The sequence below is a fragment of the Acinetobacter sp. 479375 genome, from assembly GCF_000581715.1.
In the GTDB taxonomy this organism is placed as follows: domain Bacteria; phylum Pseudomonadota; class Gammaproteobacteria; order Pseudomonadales; family Moraxellaceae; genus Acinetobacter; species Acinetobacter ursingii.
On the sequence record NZ_JEZN01000008.1, the window covers coordinates 19197 to 44854 of the forward strand.

Below are 25658 nucleotides of genomic sequence, written 5' to 3' on the forward strand. Positions count from 1 at the left end.
TAAAAAGGCATTAAAAAAAATGATGTATCTATTAAAACATAGCATTATTCATGATGTCATTTGTTTTATACACTATCACCATATTATTTGATTTGTTGAGAGACGCTCGTGAATATTCGGGTCATCAGTGCGATCGCATTATTATGTCTGGTATGGGGATCTTTATGGGGACTGGTCAAACATAGCTTGCAGGTTTTTCCACCTTTTTTATTTACTTCGCTCCGTCTGATTTTGGCTGCTGTGACTTTAATGCTGCTTCAGTTGATTTTGAAGAAGTCGATTCTGCCTAAACGTGGCGAATGGAAATCCTTAATCATTTTAAGTGCGCTGGTGTGTCTGGGTTTCTATGCGACACAAATCTTTGCCATGCAATTTGTAGATTCTGGCTTGTCCGCCGTGTTGGTGTTTACCATGCCTATTTTTATTGGGATTTTGGCACACTATGTTTTACACGAACATTTAAACAGACAAAAGATCTTAGGATTAATTTTAGGAACATTAGGCCTGATTGCGATTCTTTGGCCACAACTGTTACATTTGAGCTGGAATTTGTCTTTAGCAGGTGAGTTACTGTTGATTGGATCGGGTTTTTTCTGGGCAATGGCAACGGTGTATATCAAAAAAAATTTTGCAACTTATGACAAAATTAAGCTAACAATCTGGCAAATGCTCATCGGTGGGATTGCGATTCTGATAGGTGCTTTAATATTTGAGCCTGTAGATATAACGGTATGGATGAATCCTTTAAACCAATCATTGCTTTTTTATATTGCTGTCATTGGAACTGGTTTTGCATTTGCCCTGTGGAACTGGATTGTGAGTCAGGTCGATACCTTTATCGCTTCGATTTCAATTATGTGTATACCTGTTTTAAGTTTATGTTTTGGTGCGTTAATCTGGCATGAACCTCTCACGATGAATATTCTGATGGGAGCTGCCTTGATTTGTTCAGGGATTGTGATGAGTTCGTTGAAATTAAAATCAAAAAATGCCCAATTTAATTATTGTTCTAAACAATCTCGATAAGAATGACCATTTCATATTGAAAGAAAGCGTTTTAACTTGGAAGCCATTTTTTTATGGCTTTTTTATTTTTTAGATTCTCAGATGAAGTACAGCAGAGATTCATTTAGGATAGGAATAAGATGGAATAACATTATTTAAGGATCGACCAAAGTCAAAGTTGTTCAATGAACTATAGTCATCATAACGGTATGGAGTTCATTAGAATTCCAGAATGAATAAACGCGTTGTTTCAGCAATTCATCTTTTGTAGAGAAAATAAGATATGCTTTAGTGATGATTGACAATTTCAACAGCTAAAAAAACATAACAAGCCATCCCAACCTATAAAAAAAGTATTAAAGTATTATGCAACAAGTTGCACCGCCAAATTCAACAAGGATTTCCTATGACTAGCTATGCACATATTTTAAAACCATTACATTTGGGTTTTACCACAATTAAAAATCGAGTTGTGATGGGATCGATGCATACGGGGCTAGAAGACCGTTTTTATAATTATCCCAAGTTAGCTGCTTATTTTGGCGAGCGGGCCAAAGGGGGGGTGGGCTTAATTATTACGGGAGGGATTTCACCGAATCGTCAAGGCTGGTTGTTACCTGCGGGTGGAACCATGAATTCATTGGCAGATATACCGCACCATCGACTGGTCACTCATGCGGTGCATTAACATGGCGGCAAGATTTTGATGCAAATTTTGCATGCGGGTCGTTATGGATATCAGCCTTTTGTGGTGTCAGCGAGTCCGATTAAATCCCCTATTTCTCCGTTTAAGCCTCGTCAAATGTCGGAAAAGAATATCCTTGAAACCATTGAGGATTATGCGCGTTGTGCCAGTCTTTCCAAAAAGGCAGGCTATGATGGTGTAGAAATTATGGGTTCTGAAGGTTATTTACTGAATCAATTTTTAAGTCGCCATGTCAATCAACGTACAGACCGTTGGGGTGGCTCAGTCGAAAATAGAATGCGTTTTGCAGCTGAAATCGTCAAAGCGATTCGTGAAAAAGTAGGCGAAAAATTTATCATTAGCTTTCGTTTATCCATGCTTGATTTGGTGCACGATGGCAATACCATGCAAGAAGTGATTACCATTGCTCAAGCATTGGAAAAAGTAGGCGTAACCATTTTAAATACAGGAATTGGTTGGCACGAAGCACGTGTTCCCACGATTGTAACTTCTGTGCCACGCGCTGCCTTCGTGGATTATACGGCGTATGTTAAACAGCATGTTTCAATTCCTGTGATCGCGTCAAATCGTATTAATATGCCTGATACTGCCGAAGAAATTTTGGCAGCAGGTAAAGCAGATATGGTGCAAATGGCGCGACCACTCTTAGCTGATGCATTTTGGGTGACGAAAGTCGCAACCAATCGTGTCGATGAAATTAACACCTGTATTGCGTGTAATCAGGCTTGTTTAGATCATACTTTTAAAAATAAACGAGCCACCTGTCTGGTTAATCCACGGGCAGCCTATGAAACAGAATTGGTTTATGTCAAAACAAAAAAACCGAAGAAAATTGCGGTTGTCGGTGGTGGTGTTGCAGGCATGTCTGCGGCAACAGTTGCGGCAAGTCGTGGTCATCAGGTGACGTTATTTGAAGCAAATTCTGAAATCGGCGGCCAATTTAATCTGGCGAAAGTGGTGCCAGGCAAAGAAGAATTTCATGAAACCATTCGTTATTTTAAAGTTCAAATTGAAAAAACGGGTGTGGATTTACGCTTAAACACACGAGTCAATCGTGAGCAATTAGAGCGTGAGGGTTTTGATGAGGTGATTGTTGCAACGGGTGTGATTCCTCGTCAGCTTAAAATTGAAGGGAGTCAATTACCACAAGTTTTATCTTATGCAGAAGTACTCAAAGGCGCTCCAGTCGGAAATAGTGTAGCGGTGATTGGTGCAGGTGGGATCGGTTTTGATGTATGTGAGTTTTTATTAAAACCAATACATCAACCTCAGCCGCAACCGTTAGTTGATTGGCAACGTGAATGGGGCATCGATCCTCAACCAGATTATATGACCGAAGGTGGTTTGCAAGCTCCGCAAATTGAAGCACCCATTCGTCAGGTTTATCTATTACAACGTAAAACGACGCCATTGGGTATCGGTTTAGGCAAAACATCTGGATGGGTACATCGTGCACAGTTGAAAAAACATGCAGTGCGTATGATGCGCGGTGTGCAATATAAAGCTGTGACTGATGAAGGACTGTGGGTTGAGCTTAATGGGTATGATCAGTTATTACGGGTAGATACTGTTGTCGTCTGCGCAGGGCAAGAATCGATTAAGGATTTGATGCCAAGTGAAAATGAAGCGACACTTGCGAATTATCATATTATTGGAGGTGCAAAATTGGCTGCTGAGTTAGATGCTAAACGCGCAATTCGCGAAGGTGCAGAATTGGCTGCCCAGCTTTAATTTTTGATGAAACAATATCCAATTGAATATCAGGCACTCAAATTTTTCTTGAATAAAATGAAGTGTCTTTGTATTCTTACGCACATGGAAGCGTGGCAGAGCGGTTTAATGCACCGGTCTTGAAAACCGACGAGGGTGTGAGTCCTCCGTGAGTTCGAATCTCACCGCTTCCGCCAAATATGTTAAACGGGATCAAATATATAGTTTGATCCCGTTTTTTATTCCAATTTTGTTATTCTCAATTTGAGTCATTATTTTCTCGTTCTTTCTTCTTTTATAATCCTATTAAATAAAATCTATAAACATCAACTTAGTATTGGTTTAATACTGAGATATATGCGATATTTTGATAAAACTTTGACCAGGAAAAGGTGAGATGTTTACAGCGTCTTGTTTATGCGGCGGCATTCAATTAAAAATATTGGCTCCTTTAAATTCTATCAATGTTTGTCACTGTAAACAGTGCCAAAAAGCCCAAGGCAGCGCATTTGCTGCAATTATACAGGTTGAAACCAAAGATCTGGAAATTGTGCAGGGTGAAGAACTTTTACAAGCTTATTTTGCAACACCAAATAAAAAGCGGGTATTTTGTAAACAATGTGGTTCACCAATTTATAGCGCACGTTTGGATAAACCTGAGGTCATTCGCTTACGTGCAGGATTGGTCAACGAACCAGTCAATGTCAACGTGATTTCACATGCCTATGTCAACTCGAAAGCGACATGGGACGTCATCGGTGATCAGGCTCCGCAATATCCAGAAGCTTTGCCTGCTACATTAGTTAAATAAAGGTGTTTCTGGGTCAACAGCCTGTTTGTGATCCAGATCTAAACTTTCCAGAAGTGATTCGAGCAAATGATTATCGCGGTCGCTACGCCATGCCATGGCGGTAGTAATAAATTCTAGATGTTCTGCCAAAGGTAAAATGACGACATTGGGATATGAAAAGCGTGTGATGGATTGAGGCACCAAAGCAATGCCTTGTCCACATCCCACAAACGCAATTTGTGAGGCAACCGAGCGTACTTCATGAATGACTTTTGGAAAAAAACCTTGTTTACGGCACATTCCTGTCAAAATATCATAAGATAAAGGGCTAATTTTGCGCGCAAACATAATAAATTGTTCTTGGCTCAACTGAGAAAGAGAGACTTCCTGATGTGCTGCCAAAGGATGTTTTTCGGGGAGCGCGACCGCAAGATGTTCGCGAATTAGGGGACGAGATGCAATATGATTCCCCAAATCACCTTCCAGACGGGCGAAAGCCAAATCAATATCGCCATTTTCCAGTGCGGGAATTGCTTCCACTGTGTCAATTTCTTTGACATGAATGGTCAAATTGGGAAAATGCAGTTTGGCATGTTCAATAAATTTAGGTAAAACCTCAATAATCGAAGCACTAATTGCCCCAACAGTAATGGTTCCAATCTGACCTTGCGCCGCTTCTCGAACTGCAATTTCCAAATTTTCCAGTTGATCCGCCAGTTTTTTTACCGCAGGAAGAATGGCACGTCCAGCGGGTGTCAGTTTGGTGCCCCGTCGTGAACGTTCAAATAACTGTAAGTTTAAAGAATGCTCCAGAACCTTAATTTGCTCAGTCAAAGGAGGCTGTGACATTCCAAGTTTTTTTGCGGCTCGACCGAAATGTTGTTCTTCTGCAACAGTTAAAAATAACCATAAATGACGAATCAAACGAAAGTTGATCATAAATAGTAAAATAGTATGACAGTGATCTTAAAATTATATTTTACCTATCAGAGAAAGAACAGTACATTTATTATCAGCTTTAGGATGCCATTGATACACAACTGATCAAAGTCGGTTTTTTAACCCATCTTTTGTCAGAGATAAGCCAAGATTGAAAAGGGACTCAATACCATGATTTTAAATGCTGAATATCACACTTCACCGAACCCCGTGACTGAGATACCTGTTGTCGTGTTACACGGTTTATTTGGTAGCTTGTCAAATTTGGGGATGATTGCAAGAAAGCTCAATCAGAATCATCATGTGATTCAAATGGATTTGCGTAATCATGGTGGGTCGCCACATTCATCAGATATGAGTTATGAGTTGATGGCGCAGGATGTGGTCGAAACACTCGATCATTTACAGGTCAATCTTTTCTCTCTGGTTGGGCATTCTATGGGTGGAAAAACCTCGATGAAAATCGTCGGTTTATTTCCTGAACGCGTTGAGCAATTGGTCATTCTCGATGTCGCACCTGTGCCTTATGCAGGTGAGCGCCATGAAGGCATGTTTGCTGCGATTGATGCTGTGATTGAACAACACAATCCAAATTTAAGCCGTACTCAGGCGGCAGAAATCATGAGAAAGTATCTACCGCATGAGATGATTGTGCAGTTTTTACTTAAATCCTTTGTAAAAGGTCAATGGCTATATAATGTAGACGCATTTAAAGCCAATTATGGAAATCTTGTGGGATGGAATCCAATCCAGCCTTGGAATAAACCTTGTTTGTTTATCCGTGGTGGAAATTCGGAGTACATTTTGCCTCAATATCAAGCCGAAATAGAACAGCAATTTCCGCAAGCGCACATTGAAACTGTTGAAGGAACAGGGCATTGGTTGCATGCAGAAAAACCAGATATCGTTTTAGGTTTTATTCAAAATTATTTGAATCATGAGGTTGAGGTAAATGTATAAGTTGCAACCGCGATTGTTAAGTTCAATTGCCGCAAAATCCTATGGATTAATACATGTTAGCACCCCGCTTGAAGGCTGTGTTCAAACTAGCTGATCAAGATAAACCTTCTTTTTTCTCAGTCCTCCTCATTGGAATCGCACAGATTATCATATGGGGAGGATCTTTCTTTTTATTGGCAGTCATGGCGCGTCCAATTATGTCCGAAATGGGCTGGGGGCGTGAGCTGGTCTACGGCGCTTTATCTTTAAGCATTTTGGTTTCCGCATTTGCACTGCCTTATATTGGTCGCTTAATTTCCCGTCATGGTGGCAAGGAAATTCTGGCCATGAGCGGGATCATCACGGCTTTAGGATTGTTCATTCTGGCCTTTAGTTATCATCTGGCTTTTTTCTTTTTGGCGTGGATTGTGATTGGGCTAGGGATGGCGATTGGTCTCTATGACACGTTATTTGCAGTCTTGGGCAATCTCTTTGGTTTAAATGCCAAAGTTGCGATAGTGAGCGTTACGCTCATTTCTGGCTTTTGTACAACCATTGTCTGGCCTGTTCAGGCTTATGCAGTCTCGTTATTTGGTTGGCGAGCGACTTGTGTGTTTGGTGCAGTCTTGATGATTATTGTGATCTGGCCGATTTATCACTATGCATTGCCTAAACCTAAAAAAATCGCTGAACCGTCTGCGCTACAGCAAAAAAATAAAACCAACTCGATGAGCTTGCCCAAATCAACCTATCACTTAATATCGATTATTTTTATGATTACTTCAATTATCATGACAGTGATGACAGTGCAATTGATTGATATTTTGCAAGAAAATGGTCTGGCTTTAGCCAGCGCCATTGCGATTAGTGCTTTGATTGGGCCAAGTCAGGTGGCATCACGGATGCTGGATTTGGTGATTAAGTTTGATCATCCGATTAAATCGCTTTTGGTATCGGTTGTTTTAGTGGTGGTCGGGATTATTTTGCTGTGCATCTCACCGAAATATGCTGCACTTGCAATGATTATCTATGGCGCAGGCAATGGCTTACGTTCTATCGTACGTGGCACTTTACCGCTGACCTTGGTCAAAAAAGAGGAATATGCCTATCTTATGGGAAAATTGGCTCGTCCATCACTCATTGCACAAGCCATGACGCCGTTGATTGCTGGGTATATGATTGATGCGTTTGGTGCAAATACGGTACTTTATAGCATCGCGTTACTGGCGCTTTTAAATGTTATTTTCTCGATGATATTAATGAAAGAAATTCGACAGGGAAAAGTGATGACTCAAAGTTAAGGTTTCAAAAGGAAATTAAAAATAGAAAAAAATCCAACCCGACCCAGGGTTGGATTATAAAACTGGTGTCGTTTAAACCAGAGCTTTATATTAACCTTAATTATCTTGGATTTAAATTATTATTTATTAAAAAATGATCATATTATTTTATTGTTCTTATAAAAATAAATAATCGGATATGTGTGGTATTCTTTGTTAAAATATACTTGTGATTATAGCTGAGTTTTCAAAAATGGATTTGGAACAATTATCGATACATGATCATTTTTCTGGGAAAGATGTTTTGCTTGCTGATGTTGTTCGGGCGCATGTCTATCAATTGCTCAAACATATGGAAATACAGGATACATCGACAGATAGTAAGCTATATCCCTATTTTTTAAAAGAAATGGAAAAAGGCGTATTCTCTGCTGTACTGATTAATACACGAGGTAATCAGGCACAGGCATGTCAGTTTTTGGGTATTAGCCGTTTGTGCTTATATAAAAAATTAAAGAAATATAAGCGTTTGAGCTAGATACTGTTAAACAAATAAAACGACTAAACATGATATTGGTGATGGATTATTTTTATATTTTATTTCTATAGTTGTTATTGTTTTAATTTTTTATTACTTTTATTAATTATATAATATGAATTATTTTCCAAGATTATTTTTTAAATAAAAACCGAATAATTAAATTATCCGGTTTTTGTTTTGAGGGTATACATAGTAATAATAAGTTACTTATAAGCCTAATGCCTGTTGCACTAACTCAGCTTGTTGTTTGGCATGTAAGTAAGGTGAACCGCATGCGGGTGCAGCAGCAGTTTCTCTGCCTGCGTACTGTACATCAACCGTTTTGCCTAGTTTTGCCATGAGCTTATAGAGGCGTAAAACCATAAATAACCATGCACCCTGATTTTCTGGTTCTTCTTGTGCCCAAATCAATTGTTGCAGATTTGAATATTGGCGCAAGATTTCAGTTAAACGTGCTTCTGGATACGGATAAAGTTGTTCAATCCGCACCAGAGCGACATGCTCAAGCTTCTACTCACGACGTTTTTCTAGTAAATCGTAATAGACTTTACCTGCGCAGAGCACGATACGTGTGATCTGCTCAGTCTTGATCTGATCAATTTCATCAATCACCGTCTGGAATGTCCCAGTCGCTAATTCATTCAATGTAGATGTAGCAAGTTTATGCCGTAATAATGATTTTGGTGACATCACGATCATCGGCTTACGGATATTACGTAGTGCTTGACGACGTAGTGCATGAAAAATCTGGGCAGGTGTCGTCGGCGTGATCACTTGAATATTATCTTCGCCACAAAGTTGTAAAAAGCGCTCTAGACGTGCCGAAGAGTGTTCAGGGCCTTGACCTTCAAATCCGTGTGGAAGTAATAGGGTCAGCCCACAGTTACGCTCCCATTTGGTTTCGCTCGATGCGATGAATTGATCGATCACTACCTGCGCACAGTTCGCAAAATCACCAAATTGCGCTTCCCAAACCACTAGACTTTTTGGTGTTGTGGTCGCATAACCAAATTCAAACGCCAAGACCGCTTCTTCGGTCAGTAATGAATCATACAGGGCAAAATTCGGTTGATTTTGTTTAATGTGACAATGTGGAATATAGGTCGTGCCATCGACCTGATGATGCAGTTTGGCATGACGATGTGAGAATGTACCACGGCCCACATCTTCGCCAGTAATACGGACTGGATAATCCTGATCAATGAGGGTTGCATAAGCCAGATTTTCAGCAGCGCCCCAGTTTAAGGCGAGTTCACCTGTCTGCATGGCCAAACGATCATCGACGGCTTTTTGAACTTGACGTTGCAACACAAAACCTTCAGGTACTGTATTTAAAATCACGCCCAATTGTTTGAGTCGATTGAGATCAAATGTGCTATCACACTCATCGCTATAACTTAGACCAATATACGGAGCCCAGTCGACATACATGCTTTGATCAGGGTCGAGCACCAGATTATCTGTGACATGTTGACCTGCATCCAAGCGATCTCGATATTCGCGTAGCATTTGATCCGCTTCAGCTTGAGTCAGGATTTTTTCATTGATCAATTGATTTAAGTAAAGGTTGCGCGTGGTCGGTAGTTGATTGACCACTTGATACATGAGCGGTTGAGTGCCTGATGGTTCATCAGCTTCATTATGACCACGACGACGGTAGCAATAGAGATCGACCACGATATCTTTACGAAATTCTTTACGGTAGTCATGTGCCAATTGAATTGCATAAATCGCAGCTTCTGGGTCATCCGCATTGACATGTAAAATGGGTGCCTGAACGGTTTTGGCCACGTCGGTACAGTATTCAGTTGAACGCGTATCTAAAATATTGGAGGTGGTAAATCCAACCTGATTATTGACAATCACATGCAATGTTCCACCGACATAGTAGGCACGGGTTTGTGACATTTGGAATGCTTCCATCACTACGCCTTGACCTGCAAAGGCAGCATCACCATGCACACTGACCGACAATACTTCATCGACATTTTGACGACGATCTTGACGGGCACGGGCAGACCCAACTGCAACAGGGGAAACGATTTCTAAGTGCGATGGATTGGGTTGAAGTGCCAAATGGACTTCACCGCCATCCGTCATGACATTAGATGAATAACCTTGATGGTATTTCACATCGCCTGAGCCTGAGTTGGTGAACAGCTTACCTTCAAATTCGGCAAACATTTCATTGGGATGCTTACCAAAGATATTGACCAGTTGATTCAGTCGACCGCGATGGCACATGCCAAGTGCAATTTCTTTAGTACCTGTTGCACCTGCACGTTGAATAATTTCGTGCATCAAAGGGACTAAAGTTTCTGCACCTTCTGCACCAAAGCGTTTTGCACCCACAAATTTGTTAGCCAGATATTTTTCCAGACCTTCTGCTTTATTGAGCAAATTAAAAATTTGTTTTTTCTTGTCTGCACTAAAATTAAAACGATTTTGAGTCTGCTCTAAGCGGCGTTGTAACCAGCGTTGTTCCTGAGTATTGATCAAATGAGTAAACTCGGTACCAATACTTTGGCAATAGGTATTTTCAAGGTGCTGAATGATCTCTTTTAAGCTTGCTTGTGGCTTGCCAATGGCCAGATCATCCGTAAAAAAAAAAGGTAGCTAAGTCTGCTTGGGTTAAACCATGCGTGGCCAATTCTAGCTCAGCAATATGTTCACGTTTGGCCAAACCTAATGGGTCAAGTTTGGCTTTTTGATGACCACGATGACGATAAGCTGCGATCAGTTTAATTACTGCAATTTGACGCAGTTGTTGTTCTGGGCTGACCTCAGTTTTTTCAATGTTTTGACCACGATGTGCAGTACGTGCCAGATCCAGAAATTGTTGTTTGATCGGGCCGTGGGGTTGATCGCCCTGAGGAAATTGCCCGAAATACCGTTGCCAATCTTCACTTAGCGTTTCAGGTGCAAGCAGATATTGTTCATACAGCTCTTCAATGTAGGTGGCACTGTCGGCAGAAAGCGTCAGATCTGTACTGATTTTGCCGATCACCTCTTGCATCTGTGCTTTCATATCCTTTTGTATATACATAATCTGATGTCCTGCGATCAATAAAGATTATTGCTATCCATAATCTTTGTTTTTTAATACGATGTTAAAAGGACATTGACCATCTAATCGCTGATCATGCAAACCTGTGAAGCTCAAACATGCCATGCTAAAGAATGGGGCGAAATCATGGCAGGATCAGTTGAGGCAACATAGACAGGATGGTGATCTAAATGATGATGTCCTTTCATCAATGATTGGAATAAACATCGCACTTTGCTGCGCTGTTGTTTCTATTTTGATCATAAGAACAAAATTCTGATTTTTAAAATACTAAGATTTAATAGCTGTGATACGAAAAGCATATAAGTGAAAAACGTGTATAAAAAAGGATTGCATTAAAATATACAATCCATTTTTTATGATTTTGAATAACTTAGATCACATGCTGTTGTTTAAGCAGATCAATCTCGTCTTGTGAATAATTGAGCTCAGTTAAAATATCTGCACTGTTTTCACCGAGATCTGGCACTGCTTTAATTATAAAATCCTGATCATCAGTTAAACCTACCGGTTTGAGTGTAGGTACTTTACCAATCGGTGTTTCGACTTCTGTCCAGCGATGACGCGCTTGAAGTTGAGGGTGATGCCAGACATCCTGCATTTCATTGACACTGGCATTGGCAATTTTGGCTTTTTCCAGACGTTCGATTACTTGATCACGAGTCAGTTGACCGAAACATTCAATAATAATCTGTTTGAGTACTTCACGGTTTTTGACACGCAAGGTATTGTTGATAAATTCAGGTTGATTTGCCGTTTCTGGCTGTTCAAGTACAATCTGGCAAAAAGCCTGCCATTCACGTTCATTTTGAATACCCAGCATGACTTGACCATCTTCAGCAGGAAAAGGCCCATAAGGATAAATCGTGGCATGCGCCGAACCTGTACGGGGCGGTGGTGTGTCGCCACGAAGCGTGTAATATAAAGGATAACCCATCCATTCGGTCATACTTTCGAGCATTGACACATCAATCCGTTTGCCTTTTCCTGTTTGGCTGCGTTCAAGCAAAGCAGCTAAAATGTTGCTATAGGCATACATACCCGCTGCAATATCGGCAATTGAACAGCCTGCTTTGACATAATCATCAGGTGTGCCTGTAATGGATAAAAAGCCAGATTCGCTTTGAATCAATAAATCATAGGCTTTTTTATTACGATAAGGGCCGGGATGCTCATGATCATCGCCATAGCCTGAGATATCACAGACGATGATTTTAGGATTAATCTGTGAAAGTTCTTCATAGGACAAGCCTAAACGCGCCGCAGCACCGGGTGCCAGATTTTGTACCAATACATCGGCTTGCATAATCAACTTATGCAAAATATCTTTGGCAGGATCAGCTTTGACATCCAGCGTCAAACTTTCTTTGGAACGATTGGTCCAGACAAAATGTGAAGACATTCCATCCACACGTTCATCGTATTTTCGGGCAAAATCACCAACATTGGGACGTTCAACCTTTATTACCCGAGCGCCTAAATCTGCCAACTGACGCGTACAAAACGGTGCAGCAATGGCATGTTCAAGGGTAATGACCGTAATTCCTTCTAATGGTCGCATGAGCTGACTCCCTTATTTAAAACTGACTTTTGCCTGCATGGCCGCTTGGCCATCGACATGTTCAATCCAGAGTTCACCGTCTTGCTCTTTAATGTCGCCACAGACATAAAACTCATTAAAATCAAAAACAGGTTTAACTGCACGGAATTCGAAACTCTTGACCTGTTTGTCTGGGTATTCCTGTGTCAGAAAATGTAACAGCAGAGTAGCGAGTAAAGGCCCATGTACCACTAGACCTGGATAACCTTCTATTTGGGTACAATAAGAACGATCGTAGTGAATCTTGTGACCATTAAATGTCAATGCTGAATAACGGAATAAAGTCGGGGTGGTCACGGGATAGCTTTTTTTATAGCTATAGTTTTTGGCAGGCAGCTCAGACTTTTCAGGCGCTTTTGGCTTTTCCGATGCTTGTGTAGAACTTTTGTTTTGCAGATTACTGGTTGCTTCACGGTAGACAATGTCATGTTCTTCAACAATCGCTAATACATCATCGGCAAAAATAGAATGCTGTACAGTCACAAAATATAAATCACCACTACGACCTTGTTTAAATTCAACGTTTAAAATTTCAGATTCGCGGCGCAGTTGTTGATTGACACGAATGGGTGAGTGAAATTTTAAGCGACCACCAGCCCACATCCGTTTTGGAAAAGGAATTGGCGGTAAAAAACTACCTTTGTGTGGATGTCCATCTTCAGCAAGTTCAGACTGGTTGACGACTGGCAAGAAATATAACCAATGAAATAAAAGCGGAAGTTCATCAATCGGTTGACCGTACTGATTGAGTAACGCTTGCATCATGCCAATCGGTTTATCATTACAAACGTCATGATAGACTTCTTTTTTACCAATCCATGCTTCAAAATTATTCATTTTATTGATCCTATAAAGTCCTTTACTCAACCGAAGCCTGTAACACCTGCTCGGCACGACGAATCACGGGCAAATCGATCATTTTGCCATCCAGACTAATGGCTTGACCTTGTGCTGCATTCACTGCATCAAGCACACGTTTGGCCCAGTCAACTTCGGCTGTACTTGGATGAAACACCTGATTCACCTGCTCAACTTGCAAGGGATGGATACAGAGTTTGCCTGCAAAACCTAAATTTTTGGCCTGCGTGGTTTCAAGTTTTAAGAGCTCATCATTTTTAATATCGACTGTGACACCGTCAATCGGTGCTTTGATATTGGCTAGTTTAGACGCCAGCACAATTTCATTACGGAAGTACACCAGTTCTGTATAGCCGCCGTTCATACCCATTTCGAGTTGGAAATCGATCGAGCCAAACATCAAGGCTTTGACATACGCCGTTTTAGCAATGTCACGAACTTGCGCCAAACCCAGCGGTGTTTCAATCAATGGATAAACATCGACTGTTTTGACCGCAGTCACTGCATCTACATCGGCACTGGATTCGGTTTTGGGTAAAACGATCGCAGAGACATTGGCATATTGGAGTAACGAAAGATCATCGTTAAACCATTGGGTTTGTCGAGAATTGACACGTAACATAACGACTTGATCAGGATGAGCTGCGAGCCAATCTGACAATAACTCACGTGCCTGAATTTTAAGCTCGACTGGAACTGCATCTTCCAGATCAATAATCACCGCATCACTGCCTGCATTCAGCGCTTTTTCAAAGCGCTCAACACGGTTAGCAGGAACAAACAGAAACGAACGAGGTGTAGTTTTCATCAATTGTTCCCCTTGATCTTAGAATGAACGAGGTAAACCTAATAAATGTTCAGACACATAACTTAAAATGAGGTTGGTCGAAATTGGCGCAACTTGATATAAACGGGTTTCACGGAACTTACGTTCAATATCATATTCGTTGGCAAAACCGAATCCACCATGCGTTTGTAAGCAGGCATTGGCTGCTTCCCAACTGGCTTTGGCTGCAAGATATTTCGCCATATTGGCTTCTGCACCACATTTTTGATGGGCATCGAACAGTTCACAAGCGCGAAAACGCATCAGGTTTGCTGCTTCAATTTCAACAAAAGATTCAGCCAGTGGAAATTGCACACCCTGATTTTGACCAATCGGACGACCAAATACCACGCGGTCATTGGCATATTTCACAGCACGATCCATAAACCAGTAACCATCGCCGATACATTCAGCAGCGATTAAAGTACGTTCTGCGTTCAAACCATCCAGAATGTATTTAAAGCCTTTGCCTTCTTCACCAATCAGGTTTTCTTCAGGAATTTCCAGATTTTCAAAGAACAATTCGTTGGTTTCATGGTTGACCATATTGGGAATTGGACGAACAGTCATACCGTGTTTGACCGCTTCTTTCACATCGACCATGAAAATAGACATCCCCTCAGATTTCTTCTGAACTTCGGCAAGCGGGGTGGTACGTGCCAATAAAATCATCCAGTCACTATGTTGGATACGTGAGATCCAGACTTTTTGACCATTGACGGCATATTTATCGCCTTTTTTCACCGCAGTCGTGCGAATCTTGGTGGTGTCTGTACCGGCTGTAGGTTCAGTCACACCCATGGATTGTAAACGCCATTCACCGCTGGCAATCTTAGGTAAATACAATTCTTTTTGCGCTTTTGAACCATGACGTAGCAAAGTTCCCATGTTATACATCTGACCATGACAGGCGCCCGCATTACCACCTGAACGGTTGATTTCTTCCATCACCACGGTTGCTTCGGCAAGACCTAAACCTGAACCGCCGTATTCTTCAGGAATCATGGCCGCTAACCAGCCTGCATGGGTAAGTGCATCCACAAATTCTTCTGGATAGCCTTTTTCTTCATCAATTTTACGATGATATTCGTCAGGGAATTGCGCACATAAGGCACGCACTGCTTCACGAATTTCAGAAAAATTATCAATAGTCGATTTCATGAGATGTCCTTATCAAACTTGGAAGGTTTTAATGATCATATATTGTTATTGTTAAATTATTAAAATAGAATAATTTGATGGGTGTAATCTCAAAAGAGCATTGATATGGATATTAAGCAGTTAAGGGCATTTCATTTCTGACCATTTCAGAGACACGCAACATCACCAAAGCAGCAGCAATGCTGAATATTGTACAACCTGCGGTTTCTCGTCAAATTCATTTACTTGAGGAAGAACTTGGGGTTGAACTGTTTGAGCGTGGACGACACGGTATGAGTTTGACGCAGGAAGGTAAAGTTCTAGAAGACTATGCTCGACGCGCCTTAAAAGAAATTGAAGCCGCAAAAATGGAACTGACCTCAAAAGATGGAGCGCTTAAAGGCACGGTACATATTGGGATTTTAGCCAGTTTAAGTGAATTACTCTCGGTGGCTTTAATGCGGGTCATGAAAAAGAAGTTTCCTGACGTGAACCTCAAAATATCGGTGGGTTACTCAGGACATTTGAAAGAATGGCTAGAGGCAGGAGAGATTGATTTAGCCTTACTTTATGATTCTGTACCATCAAAGTTTATTGATAGTCATCAGATTGTGGCAGAACAATTATGGTTAATCGGGCCTTATTCATCTGATTTACATCAGTCTAAAGCTGTTGAATTAGCTGAAATTTCAGAATTACCTTTAATTTTGCCTTATTCGCCACATCAACTGCGCTTTTTAATTGATCATGGTTTTCAAATTGAGAAATTAGATTTAAAAATAGCGGCTGAAATTAATGATCTCAATGTACAAAAACAATTGGTGAAAGAGGGACTTGGTTATACCATTTTACCTTTGGTCGCTGTAAAAAGTGATTTGCAGCAAAAGACCATTAAAGTTGCTCCTATCCAACATACAGAATTTTCACGTAATATCGCCATCGCTTTACCCAACACCCGACATATTTCCAAGCTCGTGCATGTAATTGCAGGAGAAACATTTAATTGCTGCAAAATCGCGATTGAAACCAAAGCATGGCTCGGTGGTTCATGGATTTCTGATCGTTAAAGAAAATACCAGTACGTTTAAATAACTTTAATTTAGATAAATTTAGATATGGTAGTTAAAACTCTCAGTTGGACTCTGGGAGTTTTTTATTGCTTATATTTTATTCTGATCAGTTCCATCAGTTTAAATGATCGAATAATGAATAAATTTAATAAAAATAAATCAATAAAAAACAATAAATTATTTAATTTTAAAAGGTCTTTATTTTTGAACTGACTTTTTTTCGCATTGTTTAATCAAACTGGCTTTGTTAACTATTACGCAAAATGATGGTTTAGGTAGAACTAGCTAGGGCTAACTGGTTCTAAACATGTAAATGGCTAAGGAAAAGCCAAATGAGTATCGATCAGGCGGTTGATAAAAAATTAAATGCGAATCTGGATCAGAAAACACGCATTAAATCTATTTTGGGCGGTTCAGCAGGTAATCTAGTCGAATGGTATGACTGGTTTGCCTACAGTATGTTCACTTTATATTTCGCAAAATCTTTCTTCCCAGCAGGTAACCAGACCGTTGAGTTGCTTCAAGCAGCAGCGGTTTTTGCGGTTGGTTTCTTGATGCGGCCCATTGGCGCATGGATGATGGGTATCTTTGCAGACCGTAAGGGACGTAAAGCAGGTTTAACACTCTCTGTTACCTTGATGTGTATCGGTTCAATCCTGATTGCGATTGCACCAACGTATCAACAGATTGGCGTGATGGCTCCTGTTATTTTGATTATTGCACGATTGATCCAAGGCTTGAGTGTCGGTGGAGAATATGGTGCAAGCGCGACCTATTTGAGTGAAATGGCAGGGAAAAACCGACGTGGTTTTTTCTCAAGTTTCCAGTATATGACCATTATGGCTGGTCAGCTTCTGGCACTTGCAACATTAATCACCTTGCAACAAGTGTTAACTGAAGCGCAATTGTACGAGTGGGGCTGGCGTATTCCATTCTTTGTCGGTTCAATTTTAGCATTGTCTGTCTTTATTATTCGTCGTGGTATGGTAGAGACTCAATCTTTCAAAAACGCGACACAAGAAGTCAAATCAAGTGCATTTGCATTGTTTAAACATCATCCCAAAGAAGCATTAGGTGTTTTATTCTTAACTGCGGGTGGTACGATTTCATTCTATGCTTATACCACTTATATGCAAAAATTCATGGTGAATACGACTGGCTTTTCTAAAGAAGTCGCGACGATGGTTTCTGCTGTCACCATCTTTATCTTCATGCTTGCACAACCCGTGATGGGTTCTATTTCTGATAAAGTTGGTCGTAGAGCCGTCATGATCTTCTTTGGTATCGGTGGCGTTTTATTCACTTATCCAATTTTTAGTACTATCGCAACCACATCAAGTCCTGTGATTGCAGGTTTATTGATTCTGTTTGGTATGATGTTCTTATCTGGCTATACCTCAACCAGTGCAGTCATTAAATCTGAAATGTTCCCCGCCCATATTCGTGCGCTTGGTGTGGCACTTCCTTATGCGATTGCCAATACGATTTTTGGTGGTACATCAGAACTTGTGGCGCTACAGTTTAAAAACATCGGCCACGAAAATTTCTACTTTATCTATGTAACGGTGATGTGTGCGATCTGTCTGGTGTATTTCTTCCGCATGAAAGATCAACAAAAACATAGCCGCATTCTGGAAGATTAAATCAACTGTATAAATGATTTAATTTGCAAGAGAGGGGAAAGTAATTTTCCCCTCTTTTTTTATTGAATAAAATCCAGAAATAAGTCACAAGAATACAAATCTTCAGCTTTAGCTATCCATTACAATTAAAGCAGTTCGGCATATAAGTATCACTATGCAAGTATTTGAATCAGCAAAAGGTTTATGGTCTGCAATCCTGCAACAATTTCGTTGGGAGAGTCATACACCCAAGCGTACACTGGATGAAATTGAAATTTTATGTTCAGTATTTCTTGCTATTTTATTTGCTCATTACTTTGGCGCAGAAAATATTGGATGGGCAGCCTTTAGTGGTTATATGGTATTGCGTTCACACATTGTCGATACCTGTATTCGTGGAATGCTGAGAATTTTGGGAACAGTAGTTGGCGCTTTATTGGCATGTTGGATTCAACTTTATATTTCTAAAAGCCTGTGGATGAACAGTCTGGTTTTGGCTTTTTTTGCTGCATTTTCGCTATATTTTGCCATGACTACACGGTATGGCTATGCATGGCTGTTTTTTGGTCTGACTTTTGCGATGGTGATTATTGATGGTTTAATGTATCCCTTTGTCGATATGAGCCAATTTGCCAAAACGCGAAGTATTGAAGTGATGGCGGGTACTGTAGCCTGTATGCTGGTTAGTCTCTTTTTTACCTACCTGATTCGTCCAAGATTTTCCTTAACGGCCAATAAAAGTGGCTTGGTCGAAATCGCAAAGTTTGAGGGTTACAGAAAACTGACGCTCATTCATACTGCACAAGCTGCCTTGGCAATTGCAGTCGTGCCTTTTTTAATCCAGTACTTTTCGGTAGATTTACTGACTCAAACCGCGATTACGATCTTAGCGGTTCTGATGATTCCATTACCAGGGTTAAATAATAAAAAGTTGATATAAATGAGAAATTTATATCGATTATTTGGTTGTTTATTGGGTGCTGGGTTGGCATTTATATTATTACCTTTGAGCGCGATAAATTATGATTTTGCAGCATTGGCAATTGCACTTGGAATTGTTATTGGGCGGCATATTGAAAATAGTGGACAGAGTTTTGCCTATATAGGAACCCAATTTTCTCTGGTGTATATCGTCGTGATGGTGCCTGATCAACTTAGTTTACTGAGCATGGATAATGGCTGGATTCGTTTGGCGGGCATTTTGTTAGGTATTATTCTCATTGAATTAACCCGACTGGTCTTTGTGCCGTTACAACATTGGTTGCTACAGGAACGATTGCATTCTGAGTAAATGGTTAACGTCAAACGTCTTGGTGAAAACAGATTTTAAAAACCAATATTTGAAATTATAGCGTTTGAAAAAAATCTCAACTTAAAAATGTTTAATTTTATAGAAATGGCTTTAATCCAATTTAGAATTTATAGAGGAATAGGCGAAAGCTAAAATAGCAGCTAAAAAAATAACCCTTTGTAGCAAACAAAGGGTTATTTCGATATTTGGCGGAAGCGGTGAGATTCGAACTCACGGAGGACTCACACCCTCGTCGGTTTTCAAGACCGGTGCATTAAACCGCTCTGCCACGCTTCCAATGGCGGCTATCATATAAATAAAAGCGTGTTTTGGCAAATTATTTCATCAAAAAAAAGAGTGAAAGCTCAAAATTAAAGCAATATCCTAGTGGCGAGGTTTTTTATTGTGATTTTATGGGGTTTGGTTTTTTAAACTTTCCAAACCAGATCCTTGCTTAGAGTGATAGAGCTCGGTCGATCCTTAACTGAGTAGTTATTTATTTTATATTCTTTAACCAGAAAACTAGAGCTTATTTCTACCTTTTCAATTGTATATTTGCGTAATTATCGATATATTTCTGAAAACATATTGAAAAAAGGCAATCATCATGTCGACTCATCACACAAAAAAAATAATAATTTCAATGCTGTTCTGTTGTAGCGTAGGCTTTGCTATCCAAGCTCATGCAGCCAATGATGTCACTGTATATGCCGCTGCAAGTTTAACCAATGCAATTACAGATTTAGAAAAAGCGTTTGAAAAGCAAACTAAAATTGAAGTTAAAACGTCTTATGCAGGTTCTTCAACTTTAGCCAAACAAATCGAAGCAGGTGCACCTGCTGATGTATTTATCTCGGCAGATGAACAATGGATGAATTATCTGCAAAATAAAAAACTGATTGTGTCTAATCAGCGTATTAATTTATTGGGCAATAAACTGGTTTTGATTGCACCTAAAAATTCGACAATCAACACTATTAAGATGGATAAAAATGTCGATCCAAGTACAGCTTTTCAAGGGAAATGGTGTACAGGAGATACCAAAAGCGTTCCAGTCGGCAAATATGGAAAACAGGCACTTACTTCACTCGGATGGTGGCAAAAACTTCAGCCCAAATTGGTTGAAACAGAGGATGTCAGAGCTGCTTTAAATTTTGTTGCGCGTGGTGAATGTCAATTAGGTATTGTCTATGCAACTGATGATGCCATTAGTAAAGATGTCAAAGTTGTGGGAGTATTTCCTGAAAATACCCACGCACCGATTATTTATCCTTTAGGCCTCATCAAAAATAACCCATCCGCAGTAAAATTTTATCAATTTTTGCAGACTAAACAGGCCAATACCGTTTTTAAACAATACGGTTTTACTGTGTTATTACCAGCTAAATAATGTTTTTTTCTCTTTCGGCAGAGGAGCTTGAGGTTCTCAAGTTATCTTGTCAGGTTGCTGCTTTTAGTTTATTGGTGAATTTAATCCCAGCTTTGTTTGTGGGCTGGTTATTAGCACGAAAAGAATTTTGGGGAAAATCTCTATTTGAGACTTTGGTTTTTTTGCCATTGGTTTTACCGCCTGTTGTTCCGGGATATTTGCTACTACAGGTTTTTGGTAACAATGGCATATTGGGGCAATATTTGAATGCTTGGGGTTTAAGTTTAGCTTTTAACTGGAAAGGCGCTGTTTTGGCCGCAGCGGTGATGGGTTTTCCCTTATTTGTACAGTCGATTCGGCTTGCGATTGAACTGGTTGATCAACGTCTGGAAATGGCGGCTAAAACATTAGGTGCATCGGGATTGGGCACATTTTTTAGCATCACTTTGCCATTAGCCAGTAGTGGAATTTTAGTGGGTGCAATTTTATGTTTTTGTCGTAGTTTGGGGGAGTTTGGTGCGACGATTACCTTTGTCGGCAATATTGCAGGTGAAACACGAACTTTGCCTTTGGCAATGTATAGTCTAATGCAACAACCTGATACTGAACATCAAGTTTGGCGTTTGATTATTCTTTCTTTGAGCGTTGCTTTTTTTACGTTGTGGTTTGCGCAATGGTTTCATCGTTATCAAAAAAACAAGCGAGGCTAGAGAGTCTATGTTGAATTGTCATATCCAGTTGCAACTTGGAAAGTTTAGCCTAGATCAGACTTTTCAGTCGGATCAGCGTGTGATTGGTTTATTTGGCGCATCGGGTTCAGGTAAAACCAGTATTTTACATGCGATTGCAGGACTGAATACACCTCAAGCAGGTTGGATTAGGGTGCAGGAGCATACATGGTTTGATGCTTCACAAAAGATTAATTTAAGCACTCAACAACGCCGCGTGGGATTGGTATTTCAGGATGCCCAGTTGTTTCCGCATATGAATGTCAAAAAGAATCTATGCTTTGGATTGAGGCGAATTGCACCTAAAAAAAGATATTTTAAAGAAGATTATATTGTTGACTTATTAAAGCTTGATCATCTGTTGAATCGTATGCCTGCTAAATTATCTGGTGGAGAAAAGCAGCGTGTCGCATTGGGGCGAGCTTTGCTGTATTCGCCGCAACTTTTATTATTAGATGAGCCTTTATCCGCTTTGGATGCAGCCCATAAAGCTGAAATTATTCCTTTTTTTCAAAAAATTAAGCAAGAAATTCATATTCCGATGCTGTATGTCAGTCATGATATTAATGAGATTCAGCAATTAACAGACAGTATTTGGTATGTGTAAATACTCGACTTCTTTCTTAAGTTACTTTTATTTCTTCGTATGGAAAAAAATAAACAGGGTTTAAACGATGATGAAAGAAGTCAATTGTTCTAAATGAACTTTTATCTTTTTTCCATAAAGAAAGGCAAAATGTTTATTTTTGCCTTTCTTGGAAGATTTAGAGAATTGATTAATCAACGATTTCAATCGCAATCGCAGTTGCTTCGCCTCCACCAATACACAGTGCTGCAATACCTTTGCGTTTGCCCAGTCGTTTTAGCGCATGAATCAAAGTTACGATAATGCGTGAACCTGATGAACCCAATGGATGACCCAATGCACAAGCACCGCCATTGATATTGACTTTTTCAGGATCGAGTTTAAATGCATCAATCGCCGCCATGGTTACCATAGCGAAAGCTTCATTGATTTCCCATAAATCGACTTCATCGGCAGACCAACCGACTTTCTTAAGTAATTTTTCAATCGCACCTACGGGAGCAATCGTAAATTTTTCAGGTAATTGAGAATTGGTCGTATAAGCTTTGATTTCAGCCAAAACCTTTAGACCACGCTGCTTGGCTTCTTGCTCAGATGTAATTAGCAGGGCCGATGCACCATCGCTAATGGAGCTTGAGTTTGCAGCAGTAATGGTGCCATCTTTGGCAAAAGCAGGGCGTAATGTTGGAATTTTATCGATTTTGGCATTGCCCGGATTTTCATCGGTACCCACCACAACGTCACCTTTGCGAGTGGTGACCGTAACAGGCACAATCTCAGCTTTAAAATAGCCTTCCTGTATTGCTTTTTGTGCGCGAGTCAAAGAGCGAATAGCAAATTCATCCATTTGTTCTCGTGTATAGTTTTTTTGATCTGCCATGTCCTGAGCAAACGAACCCATTGCACGTCCTGTATAAGCATCTTCCAAACCATCCATAAACATATGATCGATGACCTGACCATGCCCCATGCGATAACCTGTACGGGCTTTCGGCAACAAATAAGGTGCATTGCTCATAGATTCCATGCCACCCACCACAGCAATTTTAATACTGTCTGCTTTAATCGCATCGCTTGCCTGCATGGCAGCTTTCATACCAGAACCACAGACTTTGTTGATCGTGGTTGCACCGACATGATCAGGTAAGCCCGCTTTACGCATCGCTTGACGTGCAGGGCCTTGTTTAACGCCCGCAGGAAGTACGCAGCCCATAATGACTTCATCAATTTCATTGACGGAAATATTGGCTTGCTTCACTGCTGTTTGAATGGCAACGGCACCAAGATCTGGTGCAGTTAAACCAGAAAGACTTCCTTGAAAGCTGCCCATTGGTGTGCGAGTTGCAGCGACGATCACAATTTTTGTCATGAAATGATTCCTTGAAGTATCAGTTCAGCTTATAAGCGTGAACTTCATTATGATTGTTTAAAATACGGGTGGGGTATAAGTCAAAGTTTGTCCTAATATCCACAGTAAAAAAAGCACTAAAGGTAAATGTACAACCAATTGTGTCACGGTAAAACCAATCACATCCTTAGGCTTCAGTTTTAAAATACCGAGCATCGGTAACATAAAAAATGGATTGATTAAGTTGGGTAATGCTTCTGCTGCATTATAAATTTGTACCGACCAACCCAGATGATATTTCAAATCGTTGGCTGCTTGCATCACATAAGGTGCTTCGATAATCCATTTGCCACCGCCTGATGGTACAAAAAAGCCTAAAATGGCAGAATAAATTCCCATGACCACAGCAAAGGTATCATGCGAGGCAATTGAGACAAAAAAGTGTGCAATATAATGTGAAAGCGATAAATCTTGAGCATTGACCGCTTGAGTCATCATATAGGCAATACTGCCATACAGTGGAAACTGAATCAGCACTCCTGAAACAGCAGGAACCGCTTTACTGACGGCATTTAGAAAATTGCGTGGTGTGCCGTGTAAGGCCAGACCAAGCATCAGGAAAATAAAGTTATAAGTATTGAGACTAGAAATCGCAATAATTGGATTGTTTTTAGAAAATTCCAAAATCATCCAGATTAAGCCTAAAGCCACCACTAAAATGGTCAGGATCGGTGAATTTTCTAACCAATCTCCCGGACGTTTTGATTTCGTTTGCTCCAGTTCCTGTTTTTCTTCTTTGTCAAAGTTCAGATTAAAATCTTGCATGGTTTTGACATTCTGACCTTTGGGTGCAGACAGGTAGGCAATGACAATCGAAACAATGATCAATATGGCAGTCATCACAATCGATTGCCACAAAAATATGGTTTCCGTAAACGGAATGACACCGGTCAGATTATAAATAGACTCAGGCAAACTGGCTTTATTGGCCTGTAATTGAGCCGCAGAGGAACTAATCCCCAGAGCCCATGTTGCTCCCATACCAATAATGGCTGCGGCAGCAGCAGCCCGATAATCCATATTGAGTTCTTTACGTTTGGCGAGGGCAATCACCAAAAGTGCAGTTAAGATGGTACTAATGGCCCAATTGACCAAAGAAATGAGCAAACTAACGGTCGCGACCAAAACAATGGCGCTGCGTCCCGAATGTGGGATTCTGGCCATCTTCTGGATCAGTTTTTTCATGGGACGTGATACAGAGACCACATAGCCGACAATAATTAGCATGGTCATTTGTAAGGTAAACGGGATTAAACTCCAAAAGCCATTACCAAAAGAACTGGCGACTTCTTTGACTGGTGCGCCAATGAACAGTGCAGCAGTAGCCACAATAATCACGCCAAGTAATGCAAAAATATATGAGTCAGGAAACCATTTTTCTGACCAGTTACTGATACTAATCGCAAACCGTTCTAAAATTGCAGGTTGTTTATTCATGATCAAATTCCATCTGATATTAAAGGTGATCATTCATCCAAAAGTGATCACCGCTTTTTTCTAATTTACTTTCTATATGCCAGTATTTCGTTTAAAAGAATATTTAGCTTGCTAGGGCCGTAATGAGTTTGACGCCCGAGGCAGCCTGAATTTGCTCAACTGTTACACCATCTGCAAGTTCAATCAGTTGGATACCCTCAGCAGTAATATCCATCACGCCTAAGTCGGTAATGACACGATGTACTACAACTTGACCTGTCAGTGGCAAACTGCATTCAGATACAATTTTCGGCGTACCATCTTTGGCACAATGTTCCATGAGTACCACCACACGTTGTACACCCACGACCAAATCCATCGCGCCGCCCATGCCTTTGACCTTTTTACCCGGAATCATCCAGTTGGCAAGATCACCTTTTTCAGAGACTTCCATTGCGCCTAAAATCGCAATGTTGACATGTCCACCACGGATCATGGCAAAAGATTCACTACTGGAAAAAAATGCAGCGCCCGCACGTGCGGTGACCGTTTGTTTACCGGCATTGATTAAATCTGCATCCACCGTTTGTTCGGTTGGAAATTCTCCAATGCCCAATAAACCATTTTCGGACTGAAGCCAGACATCAACATTTTCTGGGATATAATTAGCGACCAGTGTCGGTAAGCCAATACCAAGATTGACATAAAAACCATCTTGTAATTCTTTGGCGGCACGTTGTGCCATTTGTTCACGTGTCCATGCCATG

20 protein-coding genes, 2 tRNA genes and 2 pseudogenes are annotated in these 25658 nt (G+C 40.4%); 14 read left to right on the forward strand and 10 right to left on the reverse strand.

The genetic code is table 11. From position 1 onward, the window contains the following. The first annotated feature begins 108 nt into the window (after nt 1-108). The 4 genes and pseudogenes from J500_RS08580 (at nt 109) to J500_RS08595 (ending at nt 4232) form a co-directional block, all read left to right on the forward strand. Nucleotides 109-1026, forward strand: a complete 918-nt coding sequence (locus J500_RS08580; protein WP_004987261.1) for a DMT family transporter — start codon at nt 109-111, stop codon at nt 1024-1026. A gap of 385 nt (nt 1027-1411) precedes the next feature. Beyond that, nucleotides 1412-3442, forward strand: a pseudogene (locus J500_RS08585) (FAD-dependent oxidoreductase). Between the two features lie 86 nt (nt 3443-3528). After that, a tRNA-Ser gene (locus J500_RS08590) sits at nt 3529-3618 on the forward strand. Nucleotides 3619-3818: 200 nt separating this feature from the next. Next, complete coding sequence (locus J500_RS08595; protein WP_004998930.1) at nt 3819-4232, forward strand: GFA family protein; 414 nt, start codon at nt 3819-3821, stop codon at nt 4230-4232. Here the strand turns inward: J500_RS08595 and J500_RS08600 are convergent. Further along, the gene (locus J500_RS08600; protein WP_004998929.1) at nt 4221-5150 is read right to left on the reverse strand and encodes a LysR family transcriptional regulator; all 930 of its coding nucleotides are present in this window, start codon (nt 5148-5150) and stop codon (nt 4221-4223) included. The genes J500_RS08595 and J500_RS08600 overlap by 12 nt on opposite strands. A gap of 171 nt (nt 5151-5321) precedes the next feature. Here J500_RS08600 and J500_RS08605 point away from each other — a divergent pair, with 171 nt between their 5' ends. The 3 genes from J500_RS08605 (at nt 5322) to J500_RS08615 (ending at nt 7907) form a co-directional block, all read left to right on the forward strand. Beyond that, the gene (locus J500_RS08605) at nt 5322-6110 is read left to right on the forward strand and encodes an alpha/beta fold hydrolase (RefSeq protein ID WP_004987246.1); all 789 of its coding nucleotides are present in this window, start codon (nt 5322-5324) and stop codon (nt 6108-6110) included. Nucleotides 6111-6163: 53 nt separating this feature from the next. After that, nucleotides 6164-7390, forward strand: coding sequence for an MFS transporter (locus tag J500_RS08610; protein WP_004987242.1), 1227 nt, complete (start codon nt 6164-6166; stop codon nt 7388-7390). Nucleotides 7391-7622: 232 nt separating this feature from the next. Then, complete coding sequence (locus J500_RS08615) at nt 7623-7907, forward strand: helix-turn-helix domain-containing protein (protein WP_004987239.1); 285 nt, start codon at nt 7623-7625, stop codon at nt 7905-7907. A gap of 210 nt (nt 7908-8117) precedes the next feature. Here J500_RS08615 and J500_RS08620 read toward each other — a convergent pair. The 5 genes and pseudogenes from J500_RS08620 to J500_RS08640 all read right to left on the reverse strand — a co-directional run bounded on the left by J500_RS08620 (nt 8118) and on the right by J500_RS08640 (nt 15422). Then, a pseudogene (locus J500_RS08620) lies at nt 8118-10926 on the reverse strand (2-oxoglutarate dehydrogenase E1 component). Between the two features lie 424 nt (nt 10927-11350). Beyond that, entirely contained in the window at nt 11351-12538 is a 1188-nt protein-coding gene (locus J500_RS08625; RefSeq protein WP_004998916.1) for a CaiB/BaiF CoA transferase family protein, read from the reverse strand. A gap of 12 nt (nt 12539-12550) precedes the next feature. Beyond that, the gene (locus J500_RS08630) at nt 12551-13414 is read right to left on the reverse strand and encodes an FAS1-like dehydratase domain-containing protein (RefSeq protein ID WP_004998914.1); all 864 of its coding nucleotides are present in this window, start codon (nt 13412-13414) and stop codon (nt 12551-12553) included. A 22-nt stretch (nt 13415-13436) separates the two neighbouring features. After that, entirely contained in the window at nt 13437-14243 is an 807-nt protein-coding gene (locus J500_RS08635) for an HpcH/HpaI aldolase/citrate lyase family protein (protein ID WP_004998913.1), read from the reverse strand. Between the two features lie 18 nt (nt 14244-14261). Further along, on the reverse strand, nt 14262-15422 hold the full coding sequence (locus tag J500_RS08640) for an acyl-CoA dehydrogenase family protein (RefSeq protein WP_004998911.1): 1161 nt from the start codon (nt 15420-15422) through the stop codon (nt 14262-14264). Nucleotides 15423-15601: 179 nt separating this feature from the next. Here J500_RS08640 and J500_RS08645 point away from each other — a divergent pair, with 179 nt between their 5' ends. The 4 genes from J500_RS08645 to J500_RS17695 all read left to right on the forward strand — a co-directional run bounded on the left by J500_RS08645 (nt 15602) and on the right by J500_RS17695 (nt 19384). After that, entirely contained in the window at nt 15602-16468 is an 867-nt protein-coding gene (locus J500_RS08645; protein ID WP_004998908.1) for a LysR substrate-binding domain-containing protein, read from the forward strand. 335 nt (nt 16469-16803) lie between these two features. Beyond that, a complete protein-coding gene (locus J500_RS08650) occupies nt 16804-18114 on the forward strand; it encodes an MFS transporter (protein WP_004998907.1) in 1311 nt (436 codons plus the stop codon). A gap of 154 nt (nt 18115-18268) precedes the next feature. Next, complete coding sequence (locus J500_RS08655) at nt 18269-19033, forward strand: FUSC family protein (protein WP_004998906.1); 765 nt, start codon at nt 18269-18271, stop codon at nt 19031-19033. After that, nucleotides 19034-19384, forward strand: a complete 351-nt coding sequence (locus tag J500_RS17695) for a hypothetical protein (RefSeq protein ID WP_004998903.1) — start codon at nt 19034-19036, stop codon at nt 19382-19384. It abuts the gene before it with no gap. 207 nt (nt 19385-19591) lie between these two features. On the opposite strand, the gene J500_RS08660 is transcribed toward J500_RS17695, so the two are convergent. Further along, nucleotides 19592-19681, reverse strand: a tRNA-Ser gene (locus J500_RS08660). A 346-nt stretch (nt 19682-20027) separates the two neighbouring features. Between J500_RS08660 and modA the strand changes: the two genes are divergently transcribed. The 3 genes from modA to modC are packed head-to-tail and all read left to right on the forward strand — an operon-like array spanning nt 20028 to nt 22088. Next, nucleotides 20028-20774 (forward strand): molybdate ABC transporter substrate-binding protein, encoded by a 747-nt coding sequence (gene modA, locus J500_RS08665; protein WP_227613815.1) that lies wholly within the window; start codon nt 20028-20030, stop codon nt 20772-20774. Then, a complete protein-coding gene (gene modB, locus J500_RS08670; protein WP_004987223.1) occupies nt 20774-21463 on the forward strand; it encodes a molybdate ABC transporter permease subunit in 690 nt (229 codons plus the stop codon). Before modA ends, modB begins: the two co-directional genes overlap by 1 nt. 7 nt (nt 21464-21470) lie before the next feature. Beyond that, nucleotides 21471-22088 (forward strand): molybdenum ABC transporter ATP-binding protein, encoded by a 618-nt coding sequence (gene modC / locus J500_RS08675; protein ID WP_004998898.1) that lies wholly within the window; start codon nt 21471-21473, stop codon nt 22086-22088. Nucleotides 22089-22257: 169 nt separating this feature from the next. Here the strand turns inward: modC and J500_RS08680 are convergent, their stop codons facing one another. The 3 genes from J500_RS08680 to J500_RS08690 form a co-directional block, all read right to left on the reverse strand. Further along, on the reverse strand, nt 22258-23436 hold the full coding sequence (locus tag J500_RS08680; RefSeq protein WP_034699160.1) for a thiolase family protein: 1179 nt from the start codon (nt 23434-23436) through the stop codon (nt 22258-22260). 57 nt (nt 23437-23493) lie between these two features. Next, nucleotides 23494-24912, reverse strand: coding sequence for a short-chain fatty acid transporter (locus J500_RS08685; protein ID WP_004998893.1), 1419 nt, complete (start codon nt 24910-24912; stop codon nt 23494-23496). 103 nt (nt 24913-25015) lie between these two features. After that, nucleotides 25016-25657 carry a 3-oxoacid CoA-transferase subunit B gene (locus tag J500_RS08690; RefSeq protein WP_004998890.1) on the reverse strand — a complete coding sequence of 214 codons (642 nt, stop codon included), beginning with the start codon at nt 25655-25657 and terminating at the stop codon, nt 25016-25018. Nucleotide 25658: the final 1 nt, after the last annotated feature.

What these genes read in the sequence shown, in the direction of transcription:
- J500_RS08605 (WP_004987246.1), top strand. Translation starts at nt 5,322, where the DNA reads ATGATTTTAAATGCTGAATATCACACTTCACCGAACCCCGTGACTGAG.
- modA (WP_227613815.1), top strand. Translation starts at nt 20,028, where the DNA reads ATGCTGTTCTGTTGTAGCGTAGGCTTTGCTATCCAAGCTCATGCAGCC.
- J500_RS08650 (WP_004998907.1), top strand. Translation starts at nt 16,804, where the DNA reads ATGAGTATCGATCAGGCGGTTGATAAAAAATTAAATGCGAATCTGGAT.
- modB (WP_004987223.1), top strand. Translation starts at nt 20,774, where the DNA reads ATGTTTTTTTCTCTTTCGGCAGAGGAGCTTGAGGTTCTCAAGTTATCT.
- J500_RS08655 (WP_004998906.1), top strand. Translation starts at nt 18,269, where the DNA reads ATGCAAGTATTTGAATCAGCAAAAGGTTTATGGTCTGCAATCCTGCAA.
- J500_RS08615 (WP_004987239.1), top strand. Translation starts at nt 7,623, where the DNA reads ATGGATTTGGAACAATTATCGATACATGATCATTTTTCTGGGAAAGAT.
- J500_RS08640 (WP_004998911.1), bottom strand. Translation starts at nt 15,422, where the DNA reads ATGAAATCGACTATTGATAATTTTTCTGAAATTCGTGAAGCAGTGCGT.
- J500_RS08685 (WP_004998893.1), bottom strand. Translation starts at nt 24,912, where the DNA reads ATGAATAAACAACCTGCAATTTTAGAACGGTTTGCGATTAGTATCAGT.
- J500_RS08645 (WP_004998908.1), top strand. Translation starts at nt 15,602, where the DNA reads ATGCTGAATATTGTACAACCTGCGGTTTCTCGTCAAATTCATTTACTT.
- J500_RS08630 (WP_004998914.1), bottom strand. Translation starts at nt 13,414, where the DNA reads ATGAATAATTTTGAAGCATGGATTGGTAAAAAAGAAGTCTATCATGAC.
- J500_RS08600 (WP_004998929.1), bottom strand. Translation starts at nt 5,150, where the DNA reads ATGATCAACTTTCGTTTGATTCGTCATTTATGGTTATTTTTAACTGTT.
- J500_RS08625 (WP_004998916.1), bottom strand. Translation starts at nt 12,538, where the DNA reads ATGCGACCATTAGAAGGAATTACGGTCATTACCCTTGAACATGCCATT.
- modC (WP_004998898.1), top strand. Translation starts at nt 21,471, where the DNA reads ATGTTGAATTGTCATATCCAGTTGCAACTTGGAAAGTTTAGCCTAGAT.
- J500_RS08680 (WP_034699160.1), bottom strand. Translation starts at nt 23,436, where the DNA reads ATGACAAAAATTGTGATCGTCGCTGCAACTCGCACACCAATGGGCAGC.
- J500_RS08610 (WP_004987242.1), top strand. Translation starts at nt 6,164, where the DNA reads ATGTTAGCACCCCGCTTGAAGGCTGTGTTCAAACTAGCTGATCAAGAT.
- J500_RS08690 (WP_004998890.1), bottom strand. Translation starts at nt 25,657, where the DNA reads ATGGCATGGACACGTGAACAAATGGCACAACGTGCCGCCAAAGAATTA.
- J500_RS08635 (WP_004998913.1), bottom strand. Translation starts at nt 14,243, where the DNA reads ATGAAAACTACACCTCGTTCGTTTCTGTTTGTTCCTGCTAACCGTGTT.
- J500_RS08595 (WP_004998930.1), top strand. Translation starts at nt 3,819, where the DNA reads ATGTTTACAGCGTCTTGTTTATGCGGCGGCATTCAATTAAAAATATTG.
- J500_RS17695 (WP_004998903.1), top strand. Translation starts at nt 19,034, where the DNA reads ATGAGAAATTTATATCGATTATTTGGTTGTTTATTGGGTGCTGGGTTG.